General features: G+C 64.9%; 11 protein-coding genes. 4 read left to right on the top strand and 7 right to left on the bottom strand.

Going from position 1 to position 13,442, the window contains the following annotated elements:
• Complete coding sequence (gene pgeF, locus AB5S05_RS06265; protein WP_369286634.1) at positions 1–738, bottom strand: peptidoglycan editing factor PgeF; 738 nt, start codon at positions 736–738, stop codon at positions 1–3.
• Positions 735–1,709, bottom strand: coding sequence for a 23S rRNA pseudouridine(1911/1915/1917) synthase RluD (rluD, locus tag AB5S05_RS06260; protein WP_369286633.1), 975 nt, complete (start codon positions 1,707–1,709; stop codon positions 735–737). Before rluD ends, pgeF begins: the two co-directional genes overlap by 4 nt.
• Positions 1,710–1,857: 148 nt before the next feature.
• On the opposite strand from rluD, the gene AB5S05_RS06255 reads away from it, so the two are divergent.
• A complete protein-coding gene (locus tag AB5S05_RS06255) occupies positions 1,858–2,847 on the top strand; it encodes an outer membrane protein assembly factor BamD (RefSeq protein ID WP_369286632.1) in 990 nt (329 codons plus the stop codon).
• Between the two features lie 95 nt (positions 2,848–2,942).
• Here the strand turns inward: AB5S05_RS06255 and AB5S05_RS06250 are convergent, their stop codons facing one another.
• Positions 2,943–4,574 carry an NAD+ synthase gene (locus tag AB5S05_RS06250; RefSeq protein WP_369286631.1) on the bottom strand — a complete coding sequence of 544 codons (1,632 nt, stop codon included), beginning with the start codon at positions 4,572–4,574 and terminating at the stop codon, positions 2,943–2,945.
• A 175-nt stretch (positions 4,575–4,749) separates the two neighbouring features.
• Here AB5S05_RS06250 and AB5S05_RS06245 point away from each other — a divergent pair, with 175 nt between their 5' ends.
• From AB5S05_RS06245 to AB5S05_RS06235, 3 genes are read left to right on the top strand one after another with little or no spacing between them, the layout of a single operon-like run.
• On the top strand, positions 4,750–4,986 hold the full coding sequence (locus AB5S05_RS06245) for a PP0621 family protein (RefSeq protein ID WP_369286630.1): 237 nt from the start codon (positions 4,750–4,752) through the stop codon (positions 4,984–4,986).
• On the top strand, positions 4,976–6,568 hold the full coding sequence (locus AB5S05_RS06240; protein WP_369286629.1) for a sensor histidine kinase: 1,593 nt from the start codon (positions 4,976–4,978) through the stop codon (positions 6,566–6,568). Before AB5S05_RS06245 ends, AB5S05_RS06240 begins: the two co-directional genes overlap by 11 nt.
• Before the next feature lie 2 nt (positions 6,569–6,570).
• Positions 6,571–7,908 carry a sigma-54-dependent transcriptional regulator gene (locus tag AB5S05_RS06235; RefSeq protein WP_369286628.1) on the top strand — a complete coding sequence of 446 codons (1,338 nt, stop codon included), beginning with the start codon at positions 6,571–6,573 and terminating at the stop codon, positions 7,906–7,908.
• A 3-nt stretch (positions 7,909–7,911) separates the two neighbouring features.
• On the opposite strand, the gene thiO is transcribed toward AB5S05_RS06235, so the two are convergent.
• From thiO to AB5S05_RS06215, 4 genes are all read right to left on the bottom strand, one after another.
• Entirely contained in the window at positions 7,912–9,000 is a 1,089-nt protein-coding gene (gene thiO, locus AB5S05_RS06230; RefSeq protein WP_369286627.1) for a glycine oxidase ThiO, read from the bottom strand.
• A gap of 63 nt (positions 9,001–9,063) precedes the next feature.
• Positions 9,064–9,480 carry a type IV pilin protein gene (locus tag AB5S05_RS06225; RefSeq protein ID WP_369286626.1) on the bottom strand — a complete coding sequence of 139 codons (417 nt, stop codon included), beginning with the start codon at positions 9,478–9,480 and terminating at the stop codon, positions 9,064–9,066.
• A complete protein-coding gene (locus AB5S05_RS06220; RefSeq protein WP_369286625.1) occupies positions 9,477–12,974 on the bottom strand; it encodes a pilus assembly protein in 3,498 nt (1,165 codons plus the stop codon). The genes AB5S05_RS06225 and AB5S05_RS06220 overlap by 4 nt, the downstream gene beginning before the upstream one ends.
• Positions 12,916–13,434, bottom strand: a complete 519-nt coding sequence (locus tag AB5S05_RS06215; RefSeq protein ID WP_369286624.1) for a pilus assembly PilX family protein — start codon at positions 13,432–13,434, stop codon at positions 12,916–12,918. Before AB5S05_RS06215 ends, AB5S05_RS06220 begins: the two co-directional genes overlap by 59 nt.
• Between the last annotated feature and the right edge of the window lie 8 nt (positions 13,435–13,442).

Below are 13,442 nucleotides of genomic sequence, written 5' to 3'. Positions count from 1 at the left end.
TCAGTCGGCCAACCAGATCAACGAGGCGAAACGGCCGGTGCGAGAGGCGCGGCGGTAGGAATAGAAGCGTGGGTCACTGTAGGTACAGAGCCCGCCGCCGAAGATCGCCGTGACGCCACGCGCGGCCAGCCGAATACGCGCCAGCTGGTAGATATCCGCCATGTAGCGGCCAGGATTGACGCTGGCGGAGAAGGCCTCGCTCGCCTGCGGGTGCACGGCGATGAACGCCTCGCGCACCTCGGCGCCCACCTCGAACGCCCCCGGGCCGATTGCCGGCCCGAACCAGGCCAGCAGCTGATCGGCCGGAACAGCCAGGGCATCCAGGGTCGCCTCCAGCACCCCGCCGACCAGACCGCGCCAGCCGGCATGCGCGGCCGCCACCCGGGTGCCGGCGCGATCACAGAACAGCACCGGCAGGCAATCGGCCGTCATGATGGTGCAGGCGACGCGCGGCCTGGACGTCCAGCTGGCGTCCGCCTCGGCCACCTGGCCGGGATCGGCCGGCGCCACGGCGATGCCGTGCACCTGGCGCAGCCAGGCCGGCTTGCAACCCAGCAGGCTGACCAGGCGCTGGCGATTCTTGGCCACCGCAACAGGATCATCGTCGACGTGATCACCGAGATTGAGGCTGTCGAAGGGCGCCAGGCTGACGCCCCCCGCGCGAGTGGTGACGCAAGCCCTGACCCGGGCGGGTGCGGGCCACTGCGGGGCCAGCCAGTCTTGCGCCCAGCTGCTCACCCGATATAGGCCTCGCGGTCCTGGCGCAGCAATGTCAGCAGCCAGACCAGGTCGTCCGGCAAGGGCGACTCCCACTTCATGCGCTGGCCGGTCAGCGGATGATCGAGCTGCAGGAAGCGCGCATGCAGGGCCTGGCGCGGAAACTCCTTGAGGCTCTGCACCAGGGTCTGGCTGGCGGCCGGCGGGATGCGGAAGCGCCCGGCGTACACCGGATCACCCACCAGTGGGTAGCCGATATGGCTCATGTGCACGCGAATCTGATGGGTTCGGCCGGTTTCCAGCTTGACCCGGGTGTAGGTGTGCGAGCGGAACCGCTCCAGCACCCGATAATGACTGACCGCCGGCTTGCCGCCATCGGTCACCGCCATGCGCTGGCGCTGGGACGAGCTGCGTCCGATGGGCGCGTCTATCTTGCCGCCGGCGGTGATCACGCCGATGACGATGCATTCGTAGATCCGGCTGACCGTGCGCTTCTGCAGCTGATCGACCAGGCGGGTCTGCGCCTCGATGGTCTTGGCCACCACCATCAGCCCGGTGGTGTCCTTGTCCAGGCGATGGACGATGCCGGCACGCGGCACATTGACGATATCCGGCACATGGTGCAACAGGGCATTGAGCAGGGTGCCGTCGGCATGCCCGGCTGCCGGATGTACCACCAGGCCGGCGGGTTTGTCGATCACCAGGATCTGATCGTCCTCGTAGACGATCTTCAGCTCGATATCCTGGGCCAGCCACTCGCCCTGGGCCTCCTGTTCGGCAGACAACTCCAGCAGGGCACCGCCATGGACGATATCGCGCGGGCGCAGCACGGCACCGTCGACGGTCAGACGGCCGTCTTTGATCCAGGCGGACAGCCGCGAGCGCGAGTGCTCCGCGAACAATTGGGCGGCGACTTGATCGAGACGTTGCCCGCCCATGTCGGACGGCACCTCGGCAGCCAGTTGAATGACCTGCTTATTTATAGAAGACATGCTCTGCAACGGCGGGGGGCGTAGCCTTTGGTTTCGACTACACGCTTGTGGTTAAATACGGCGTCTTTGCCCCAGGGATACCGGGGGCGCCCATCATAACAGGACGGCCTTGTCCAAGACAGCCGCCGTCACAGGGACGCAAGCCGCCATGCACGTGAAACACCTGCTGCTGATCGCCATTCTCGCCCTTACCGCCGCCTGCTCCTCCAACGAGGTGCTCGACGAAAACCTCAGCGAGACCGAGCTCTACCAGCAGGCTCAAGCCGATCTGGACAACAGCAGCTATACCAGCGCCGTGACCAAGCTCAAGGCTCTGGAGTCGCGCTATCCGTTCGGCCGCTACGCCGAGCAGGCCCAGCTGGAGCTGATCTACGCCTATTACAAGAACGTCGAGCCGGAAGCCGCCCGCTCTGCCGCCGAGCGTTTCATCCGCCTGCATCCACAACATGCCAGCGTCGACTACGCCTACTACCTCAAGGGCCTGGCCTCCTTCGATCAGGATCGTGGCCTGCTGTCACGCTTCCTGCCACTGGACATGACCAAGCGCGACCCGGGCGCCGCCCGCGACTCCTATAACGAGTTCGCCCAGCTCACCAGCCGCTACCCGACCAGCCGCTACGCGCCGGACGCCAAGCAGCGCATGATCTACCTGCGCAACCTGCTGGCCGCCTACGAGATCCATGTCGCCCACTACTACCTGAGCCGCCAGGCCTACGTTGCCGCCGCCAACCGCGGCCGTTACGTGGTGGAGAACTTCCAGGAAACCCCGGCGGTCGGCGACGGCCTGGCGGTGATGACCGAGGCCTACCAGCGGCTGGCCCTGGACGAGCTGGCAGCCACCAGCCTGGCAACCCTCAAGCTCAACTACCCGGACCATCCGAGCCTGGTCGACGGCCAATTCGTCCCACGCGAAGAGGAAGACGACAACCGCTCCTGGCTGGCCAAGGCCACGCTCGGCCTGATTGAAACCGACACCCCCCTGCCGCCCGGCGTGACCCGCGCCAGCCAGGACGTGATCCATCAGTACGAGGACGCCGAGGAACAGATTCCCGACGAGCTCAAGTCACCGCAGCAGGATGAGGCCCAGACCAAGCGCCGCTCCTGGTTCAGCTACCTGACCTTCGGCCTGTTCGACTGACAGACCCAAAGAACTAAAAAAGGGAGGCCGCGGCCTCCCTTTTTTATGCGTTATGCCCTGCGCCTTGCGGCGGGGCTAGCCAACCGCGATAGCCATCAGTCGCCGATGCGCCAGCCCGAGGTGATCGGGTAGCGCCGGTCACGACCGAAGCCGCGCTGGGTAACCCGCACCCCGACGGCAGCCTGGCGCCGCTTGTACTCGTTGAGGTCGACCAGGCGCAGCACCCGGCGCACCGTATCCTCGTCGAAACCCTCGGCGATGATGGCATCGGCCGACAGGTCGTACTCGACATACAGCTTGAGTATCTCGTCCAGTACCGGGTAGGGCGGCAAGGAATCCTCGTCCTTCTGGTCGGGCGCCAGCTCGGCCGAAGGCGGCCGGTCGATGACCCGCTGCGGAATCACCGGCCCCAGGGTATTGCGGTACTCACAGAGACGGAACACCAGGGTCTTGGGCACGTCCTTGAGCACGTCGAATCCGCCGGCCATGTCGCCATAGAGGGTGGCATAGCCGACCGCCATTTCGCTCTTGTTGCCGGTGGTCAGGACCAGGTAGCCCTTCTTGTTGGAGATGGCCATCAGCAGCGTGCCGCGGCAGCGGGCCTGCAAGTTCTCCTCGGTGGTGTCGCGCCCCAGGCCTTCGAACACCGGCGCCAGCGTGCCCATGAAGGCCTCGACCATGGGTGCGATGGGCAGCACTCGATAGGTCACGCGCAACGCCCGGGCCTCGGCCTCGGCGTCCTCCAGGCTGATCTGCGCGGTATAGCGGTACGGCATCATCACCGCCTCGACCTGCTCGGCACCCAGCGCATCGACCGCCACCGCCAGGGTCAGGGCCGAGTCGACGCCGCCGGACAGGCCGAGCACCACGCCCTTGAAGCCGTTCTTGCGCACATAGTCGCGCACCCCCATGACCAGCGCCTGGTAGACGCTGGCCTCCAGCTCCGGCAGCGGTGCGCAGGCCGCCGGACGCGGCGCGACAGGCGCCTCGGCGAGGTTCAGATCGACTGGATAGAGCCCCTCGCTGAAGGCCTGCACGCGCTGACAGACCTGGCCGCCGGCATCGACCACGCAGCTGCCGCCGTCGAACACCAGCTCGTCCTGGCCGCCGACCTGATTGACGTAGACGATCGGCATCTGCCCTTCGCAGGCGCGCTCGGCCAGCACCTCCTCACGCTCGCGCTGTTTGTCGAGGTGGAAGGGCGAAGCATTCAGGCTGAGCATCAGCTGCGCGCCGGCGTCACGCGCCTGGGCCATGGGCTCGGCGAACCAGATGTCCTCGCAGATGGTCAGCGCCACTGCCACGCCCTTGATATCGACGACGCAGGGCTGGCTGCCAGGAGCGAAATAGCGCTTCTCGTCGAACACCCGGTAATTCGGCAGCATCTGCTTGTAGTAGCTGGCCAGCAGCTGGCCGTCGGCGATCACCGCGCAGGCATTGTAGCGCTGCTCATCCTCCAGCCATGGATAACCGACCACCAGATAGATGCCGCTCACCTCGCTCTGCAGTCGCTGCAGACCCTGCTCGATACGCCGCTGCATGCTCGAGCGCAGCAGCAGATCCTCCGGCGGATAGCCGCACAGCGCCAGCTCGGGGAACACGATGAGGTCCGCCTGCCACTGGTCGCGGGCGCTGCAGGCTGCCTCGATGATCCGCTCGACGTTGCCGTGGACGTCGCCAACGCGCAAATTCAACTGGGCCATCACGACCCGCAGGGTTTGGCTCATGGCCGCCTCCACCAAGTAAATTCCATTTGCGCCGGGTCAGCCGACTCGGTCGCCACATGCCGCTCATTGTCCCGCATCGCCACCTGGGGAAACAATCCACAGCTTAGGGTTTAGGCGCTGTGCTGGGGGGACGTCCTTAGCTAAACTGCCAGCCTTGCCACGAAGAGAGAGCGTCATGGGCCTGTTCCGCCTGCTGTTCTGGATCGCCATCATCGCCGCCGCCATCTGGTTCTGGCGGCGCCTGACCCGTCCAGCACCTCGCCCCGATACCGATCATGCCAGTCCGGCTCCCATGGTGCGCTGCGCCCATTGCGGTGTGTACCTGCCACGCGAGCATGCGCTGAGCAAGGCGAACCGCTGGTACTGCAGCCAGGCACACCTCGAGCAAGGCCCGACAGCCGGTGAGCGTTGAACCCCTAGCCCTCAGCGGGGAGCAGGGCCGCCGCGTTCTGCGGCTCTATCACCTGTACCGCCTGAGCATCGGCCTGCTGCTGGTCGTGCTGATTTCCAGCGACATGGACAGCGAGCTGTTGACCCTGGCTCACACCGAGCTGTTTCGCAAGGGCAGCTGGTTCTACCTGGTGCTGAACATCCTGATCGCGGTGACGGTGCAGCGGCCCAGGCGGTTGGCGCAGATCTTCAGCCTGGCGCTGGTCGATGTAATCCTGCTGTCCGCCCTGTTCTACGCGGCCGGCGGCACGCCCAGCGGTATCGGCAACCTGCTGATAGTCGCGGTGGCCATCGCCAACATCCTGCTGCGCGGGCGCATTGGCCTGCTGATCGCGGCCGTCGCCGCGATGGCGCTGATCTACCTGACCTTCTACCTCAGCCTCAGCCGCCCGGCGGCCAGCGCCCAGTACGTGCAGGCCGGCGCCCTCGGCGCCCTGTGCTTCGCCGCCGCCTTGCTGGTTCAGGGGCTGACCCGGCGCCTGCAGGTCAGCGAGAGCCTGGCCGAACAGCGCGCCGCCGATGTGGCCAACCTGGAAGCCCTGAACGCCTTGATCCTGCAGCGCATGCGCACCGGCATTCTGGTACTCGACGAGCAGCACCGGGTGCAGCTGGCCAACCAGGGCGCCCTGCACCTGCTCGGCTGCGAGGCACTCGCCGGCAAGATCCTCGACCCGCACTGCCCGGAACTGATCAAGCGCCTGCAGCACTGGCTGGACAACCCGACCCTGCGTCCGCCGAGCCTGCAGCCCAAGTCCGACGGACCGGTGGTGCAGCCCAGCTTTATCTCGTTGCACCGCGCCGACCAGCGGCACTTCCTGGTGTTTCTCGACGATATATCGCAGGTCGCCCAGCAGGCGCAGCAGCTCAAGCTCGCCTCCCTCGGCCGCCTGACCGCCGGCATTGCCCATGAGATCCGCAACCCGCTAGGCGCCATCAGCCATGCCGCGCAACTGCTGCAGGAGTCGGAAGACCTGCATGGCCCGGACCGGCGCCTGGCACAGATCATCCAGGACCACTCGCGGCGGATGAACCTGGTGATCGAGAACGTCCTGCAGCTGTCACGCCGCCGTCAGGCCGAGCCGCAACTGCTCGACCTGAAATACTGGCTGCACCGCTTCGCCAGCGAGTTTCGCAGCTCCGCCCCGGCCGGGCAGACGCTGCATATCGAGACCCAGGCAGGTACCGTGCAGACCCGCATGGACCCGCACCAGCTGACCCAGGTACTGACCAACCTGGTGCAGAATGGCTTACGCTACAGCGCAAAGAAAAACCCGCAGGGCCAGGTCTGGTTGAAGCTGTTCCGCGATGCCACCAGTGACTTGCCGGTGCTCGAGGTACTCGACGACGGCCCCGGCGTGCCCGCCGAGCAGTTGCATCATATCTTCGAACCGTTCTATACCACGGAAAACAAGGGCACCGGCCTGGGCCTGTATATCTCCCGCGAACTGTGCGAGAGCAACCAGGCGCGCCTGGACTACAAACCGCGCGAGGGCGGCGGCAGCTGTTTCCGCCTGACCTTTGCCCATCCACGCAAGCTGAGCTGACCATGACCCGCCAGAGAGCCCTGATCGTCGACGACGAACCCGATATCCGCGAACTGCTGGAGATCACCCTGGGCCGGATGAAGCTCGATACCCGCAGCGCACGCAACGTCAAGGAGGCACGCGAGTGGCTGGCCAAGGAGCCGTTCGACCTGTGCCTGACCGACATGCGTCTGCCCGACGGCACCGGCCTGGAACTGGTACAGCATATCCTCCAGCGGCATCCGCAAGTGCCGGTGGCCATGATCACCGCCTACGGCAGCCTGGACACCGCGATCAACGCCCTCAAGGCCGGCGCGTTCGACTTCCTGACCAAGCCGGTCGACCTCGGTCGCCTGCGCGAACTGGTCGCCACCGCCCTGCGCCTGCATGGCGCCCCAGGTGACGAAACCCCGGTGGACAGCCGCCTGCTCGGCGACTCGCCGCCGATGAAGGCCCTGCGCAAGCAGATCCTCAAGCTCGCACGCAGCCAGGCACCGGTGTATATCAGCGGCGAGTCCGGCAGCGGCAAGGAACTGGTCGCCCGCCTGATCCATGAACAGGGCCCGCGCAGCGAGCAACCCTTCGTTCCGGTGAACTGCGGCGCGATTCCCTCGGAACTGATGGAAAGCGAGTTCTTCGGCCACAAGAAAGGCAGCTTTACCGGTGCCATCGAGGACAAGCAGGGCCTGTTCCAGGCCGCCAACGGCGGCACCCTGTTTCTCGACGAGGTGGCCGACCTGCCGCTGGCGATGCAGGTCAAGCTGCTGCGCGCCATTCAGGAAAAAGCCGTGCGCGCGGTCGGCGGCCAGCAGGAAACGGTGGTCGATGTGCGCATTCTCTGCGCCACCCACAAGGACCTGGCCGCCGAGGTCGCCGCCGAGCGCTTCCGCCAAGACCTCTACTATCGCCTCAATGTCATCGAGCTGCGCGTGCCGCCGCTGCGCGAGCGCCGCGAAGACATCGCCCAGCTGACCGAGGTGATGCTCAAGCGTCTGGCCGAAGGGACGGGGCTGAGCGCCGCCAAGCTCGACGCCGAGGCCCTGGAGAAACTCAAGAACTACCGCTTCCCGGGCAACGTGCGGGAGCTGGAGAACATGCTCGAACGCGCTTATACGCTGTGCGAGGACGACCGCATCAGCGCCGCCGACCTGCGCCTGGCGGACGCCTGCGCAGCCGCCGAGGGCGGTCCGGCCAGCCTGGCACAGATCGACAACCTGGAAGACCACCTGGAAGACATCGAGCGCAAGCTGATCATGCAGGCGCTGGAAGAGACCCGCTGGAACCGCACCGCCGCCGCACAGCGCCTGGGCCTGACGTTCCGCTCGATGCGCTATCGACTGAAGAAGCTGGGGATCGATTGAGTCTCAGCCCAGTCGCCCTGCCGGCGCATAGGGCGCCGGATCGATAATCGGCTCGCGCCCCAGCAACAGGTCGCTCAATAGCTGACAGGAGGCCGGCGCCAGCACCAGGCCGTTGCGGAAGTGCCCGCAGTTCAACCACAGCCCCTCACAACCCGGAACCGGCCCGATAAACGGCACGCCGCCTGGCGAGCCAGGGCGCAACCCGGCCCAGTGCCCCGCCACCTCGGCATCGGCGAGCGCCGGCAGCATCTCGACCGCCGAGGCCTTGAGGCTGGCCAGGGCCTGCTCGGTGGGCGTCTTGTCGAAGCCCTGATATTCGAGGGTACTGCCAACCAGCACGTGGCCATCGCGCCGTGGAATGGCATAGCGCCCGTTGGCCAGCACGATACTGCCGAGGAAATCCTCCGCGCATTGGTACAGGATCATCTGGCCCTTCACCGGCTCGACGGGTAACCCGACGCCCAGGCCGCGCAACAGCTCGCCACTCCAGGCGCCGGCCGCGACCACCACTCGATCGGCCCGCAACTCGCCTCGGGTGCTATGCACGCCGCAGATTCGCCCGCCTTCGCGGATAAAGCCGCTCACCGCGCACTGCTCGTGCACCCTGACATTGGACATGGCCTCCAGGGCGGCACGCAGCGCCTTGACCAGGCGCGGATTACGCACGTTGGCTACGCCCGGCATGTATAACGCCTGGGAATAGCGCCGCGCCAGCGCCGGCACCGCCTGGTAGACCGCCTCCATGCTCAGCGCCTGCAACGGTCGCCGCTCCCGCGCGGCCCAGGCCAGCGGCTCGGCCTGCTCCTGGTCCAGCCAATACAGGCCAGTGACATACACTTCGGGGTCAACCCCGGTGTCGGCCAGCAGCCGGGCGCCCAGCTGCGGGTAGAAGTCCTGCGACCAATGCGCCAGGGCGGTGACCGCCGGGCTGTAGCCCCAGGGGTAGAGCGGCGACACTATCCCGCCGCCGGCCCAGGAGGACTCGCGGCCCAGCGCCCCCTGATCCACCAGGCACACCTCGGCCCCCTGCGCGGCCAAAAAACGCGCCGACAACAGGCCGATCGCGCCACCACCTACCACCAAGATCCGCATGGGTCCTCCAAAAGAAACGGGCCGCGAAAGCGGCCCGTTATACGTCATAACCCCGGCAGTGTACTACCAGCACTGCGCCACGGTGCGTGTTGCCCCGTTGAGGGTCTGGGCTCCGGCATGGGAGATGCGAAAGTCGCCGCAAGGGTCACCAGCCATGGTGTTGGCCCGCGTGGCCTGCAACAGGAAGGTGGTGGCGGTCGGGTTGCCCTGGGCCGCCAGGTTGTAATTGACCGTGCCCGAGCCCGGGACCTGGGCGGTGAACACGGCGGCCAGATTGCCGCCGGCATCCAGGTAGGAGCCGTGTATCGAGTAGTAGCGCTCCAGCGCCTGCGCCCCCGCCATCAAGGCCGTCTTGGCCTCGGCGCGCTTGGCTCGGTTGAGGTACTCGGTGTAGTTCGGGTAGGCAATGGCGGCCAGGATGCCAATCACCGCAATGACGATCATCAACTCGATCAGGGTAAATCCGTGCGTGCGCTTCATCGAATCTGATTCCAGGACTGCCGGCCTTCGATCACCTTCAGGGTATTGGCCGCAGGGATGCAGTCGTCCGCTCCGGTACCACGGCACAGCCAGTATTTCTTGCCATCGAGCAGGTCGAATGACCCCGTCGGAATACTCTCCGAGCCTATCCCCGAGACCGGCAGCTTGTTGCCATCGGCATCGATGACGACATTGTCGGCCTCGTCAAACTTGCCGTCCTTGTTCATATCGAACAATACCGTGCTCAAGCGACCGCCTGTGGCCAGATCGACCACCATGGTCCAGCCGGTTCCACCCGCCAGACAGGGGTCTGCCGATGGGATTGCCGTTTCGAAGACCAGGCGGTTGAGCAGGATTCGAGGGCCGATTATCACCCGCTCGCCCTCGGCGCCGTTCTTCGGTGAACGCAGATCCAGGTACCAGCCGCGCTTGCTCGCCCAATCGATTCCCCCGGCACTGGTCGGCGTATCCAGGACCCGAACCCCGCGGTCGAAGGCCTTGCCCTCGAACAGAATCGTACGCCCCTCCAGCAATGATCGCCCGCTGAAGGCGGAGGTGGCGCCACCACTGCTGGGCTTGTCCCAGATGCCGTAGAAGGTCTGCCCGGACTTGTCGCTCGCATCGCCGGAGGTATACATGCGCCCGGTACCGAAATAGACCATCACACCGTTCACGTGGCCCGTCGGGTGATAGGCGATCTCCGGCTTGACCGTGATGGGTTGACGCGTGCCGGCAGAATCCTTGGCCACATACAGAGGCTGGGGCTTACCGGCCGACTTGAAGCCGACCTCGAAGTCATCCACGCCGCTACCGGAGCCGTTGAGGTTGAACTTCCACAGGTTGCCACTGAGATCACCGGCGTAGATATCCTTGACGTAGAGATTGCCGCTGCCATCGACCGCGTAGACGAAGGACGGGCTGGAGAGTCCACCGGTCGCGGTGCCCGCCCTGACCTTGTTGATTGCGCCAGTGGCCAGGTTGACGATGAACAGCACCGAGTCGTCATTGCTGCTGCCATAGCCGTTGGCGAAGATAGCCGCCCAGCTGCCATCCTTCATCCGCCCGACCAGAGGCTCACCGAAGCTATAACCGAGGTCGGCATCGTCCTTGACTTCCCACAGTACCTTGCTGGCGCCGAACCCACCGCTGCCGGCATCGGTGACATCCAGGGCGAACACGCTCTTGCCGCCGGCTCCCAGGCTGCCCAGCAGCACGGTCTTCCAGGCACCACCGAGGATGGCGTCGCGCACGTGCAGCTTGCCGTCGACGAAATAGCGGTGACTGTAATCAGTCTTGGCCAGGTTCTTCACCGCAGGCAGGGCAGCATTGGGCATATAGGCAAAGAGCTCATCGCCGCTGTTGGCATTGAACGCATGCAGGAAACCGTCGTTGGCCCCGACGAACAACGCAGGCGCCTTGGCGGCCTTGGCCGCGACGAACTGGGCGTAGGTCTGCCCGCTGGCTGGCGAAGGTACCCGCCCGTTGAAACCCCAGTCCTGCTTGTTGGCGATGACCAGGGTGGAATTGACGATATCGCCAAGCACGGAGCTGCGCTTGCGGTACTTGAGGCCGGCCGGCGTTTCGTTGGCGCGACTGCCCATGACGTACTCGAACAAGGCCTGGTCGTTGTCGAAGTAGGCCTTCATGGCGGTCGAAAGACTGCTCCAGGAAAGCGCTACGCCCGCCGTGCCGCTATGGGAGAACAAATTTCGTGTCGGGTAGCTCAACTTGCTGCCGGCCTCCCACACCTCGTTGAACACCAGGCCATTGCTGGTCTGTATGGGTCGCTTGGCCAGCAGCTTGCCGGACCAGTCGGCGCTGGAGTAAAGCGCCTCATAGACCAGGCTATCGCTATCCAACCGCCGCGCAGTGGGCACGGCCGCCGTGCTGGAGCCGGTGCGGTTGGCCACCGCCGCCAGCGTTTCGCTCAAGGCCGTGGCGAACTGTTGCGGGTTCTGCGCACTCAAGAACCCGCCACGACTATTGACTCCCGCATGCAATAAGTCGTCGATCTTGGCCGCGGAAGCGCTGTCGGGTACCGGGTCGGACCAACTGATAGCGGCGCCACTCTTGATCGCATCGAAGGCCGTCTTCGGCACGATAGAGCCGGTAACCCCCAAGCCGACGCCGAAGGTCACCATATGCTGCCAGAAGGCCGGGTCATCCGAGCTGGTCGGCACCCGATTGGCTAGATCCGGGTACAGATCACGCTTCCAGTAATGCATGGCCACGTCGGCCAGGGTATTGGAGTGGTTGTCATTGAAAGGCGACTTGGGCGCATAGCGGTATGACTGACCATCGGGCCCCGAGATCGTGTTGCCGTTGCCATTGTCGACGTTGGCCCGGGCATCCGCTTCGGAAGCGGCAGCGCCGTTCCAGTAGCCGTCGGTGGTCAGGATGGTATAGCTCTGCCGACAGGAATAGTCCTGTCCCCCGGCACTCCCCGGGCTTGAACTCCACGGCCCATATTGATCCTGTCGGGAAAAATACTCGCCGGCATCGCCCAGTGCGCGGCGCAATGGTGTGCCGCCATTGCGCTGAACGGCAAACAACCACGTATAGAAGTCGGTGCGCCCGGTTCCCTCGAAGCGCCGCACGCCACGCCTGACCGTTGTGGTACCGACGGTATCCACGGTTACGGCATCCTGATTGATGGAGCCGTAACCAACCCGAATGTCGCCGGGCTGCTTGGAAAAGGCTTCACTGACCCCGGCCTTGGCCACCATCATGCGAGTTCGATAGTAGGAAAACCAGTTGGCGAAGTTCTGCTCGGCAGCAGCCGTGCTGGGCAGCGAAACCCGCTGGTAGCAGGAGTCGGCAGTGGCGCTGCCGCAACCGCTGATGAACGAATAATAGAATGCCCGACTGGTGCCGGAGGTCGGCCCGACCACGAAGCCCTTGTATCCATCCCTGGACGGCAGGTAGAAATTGTCCAGGATGGCCCAGTAATTGTTGCTCAGGTTGATGGTGGTACCGGACTGAGCGTAACCATTCAGATACGCCGAACTGAACACGGCATTGGCATAGCGCGTCCCATCCGCCTTGAGTGGCGGCAGGTAGCTAACGTCCGGATTGTAGTAAATGGTATTCAGCTTGCTGGAGACCAGGTAGCGATGGCCCGCCTCAGTACAGAAGTAGGTATAGGTTCCAGCGTAGCTGCCTCGATCGTTACAGCCACTGCTGGATGGTGGACGCTTGCTTTCATCCAAGTAAGAAGGCCGCAGCTCATCGGGCATGAACCCCCAATCCATTGAGCCAGAATCATCCAGCAGAAACAGGATATTGGGCTCGACCTGCCCCCCAAGGCTCAACGGCACCTGGGAGGGCGCAAAAGCCGCCAGGGCACTCTGGCCAATCGCCAGACTCAGCAGCCCGGCGACCAGCGAACGCAGGGCGAACGTGCATCTCGACATAGTCATCTCAGCATCCTTCTGATCAGTTCTGGCCACTAATGGCGATCGCGATGGTCGACTGCAAGCGAACCTGGATATCACCGCTGCCGTAGCCGGTGGCCTCGACATTGAACAGGTAGGTCCGACTCAGGCAGTCGAACGCCCGGTTCTCGGCGATCGAGCCGTCGGTCTCGCAAACGAACGAGGTCGATCCGGCGGCTCCACCATAAAAGTTGCTGACCTCGCATATGGGCTGTTTCGGCGTGCCTATCAGATCTGCCGGAGGCGACCATTGCGTGGCGGTGACGGCTGGACAGGCACTGGCGGTTTGAAACAACAAAGTGGGATCGGCACTGGCCTCCACCTGCTGACGCACATGGGCCTCCCCCACCCGCAACGCCGCTTCCGCCGCCTGGAACGCCTGATTGTAATCACGCGCCCCGCCAGCCATGCGCTCCTGCAGGGTGCTGTTGGACATCGACGAGATTCCGATCATCGTCAGCACCAGCAACATCACCAGGCAGATCAACAGCACGGCGCCCTCTTGTTTTTGCTTGCCCATCCCTGCCT

Origin of the sequence: Pseudomonas zhanjiangensis (genome assembly GCF_041027545.1) — a bacterium.
Lineage (GTDB): Bacteria > Pseudomonadota > Gammaproteobacteria > Pseudomonadales > Pseudomonadaceae > Aquipseudomonas > Aquipseudomonas zhanjiangensis.
The sequence above is the reverse complement of the archived record's forward strand: the minus strand, read 5'-3'. Positions and strand labels throughout refer to the sequence as shown.

What these genes read in the sequence shown, in the direction of transcription:
- thiO (WP_369286627.1), bottom strand. Translation starts at nt 9,000, where the DNA reads ATGCGGATCTTGGTGGTAGGTGGTGGCGCGATCGGCCTGTTGTCGGCG.
- AB5S05_RS06225 (WP_369286626.1), bottom strand. Translation starts at nt 9,480, where the DNA reads ATGAAGCGCACGCACGGATTTACCCTGATCGAGTTGATGATCGTCATT.
- rluD (WP_369286633.1), bottom strand. Translation starts at nt 1,709, where the DNA reads ATGTCTTCTATAAATAAGCAGGTCATTCAACTGGCTGCCGAGGTGCCG.
- AB5S05_RS06215 (WP_369286624.1), bottom strand. Translation starts at nt 13,434, where the DNA reads ATGGGCAAGCAAAAACAAGAGGGCGCCGTGCTGTTGATCTGCCTGGTG.
- AB5S05_RS06245 (WP_369286630.1), top strand. Translation starts at nt 4,750, where the DNA reads ATGGGCCTGTTCCGCCTGCTGTTCTGGATCGCCATCATCGCCGCCGCC.
- AB5S05_RS06255 (WP_369286632.1), top strand. Translation starts at nt 1,858, where the DNA reads ATGCACGTGAAACACCTGCTGCTGATCGCCATTCTCGCCCTTACCGCC.
- AB5S05_RS06250 (WP_369286631.1), bottom strand. Translation starts at nt 4,574, where the DNA reads ATGAGCCAAACCCTGCGGGTCGTGATGGCCCAGTTGAATTTGCGCGTT.
- AB5S05_RS06235 (WP_369286628.1), top strand. Translation starts at nt 6,571, where the DNA reads ATGACCCGCCAGAGAGCCCTGATCGTCGACGACGAACCCGATATCCGC.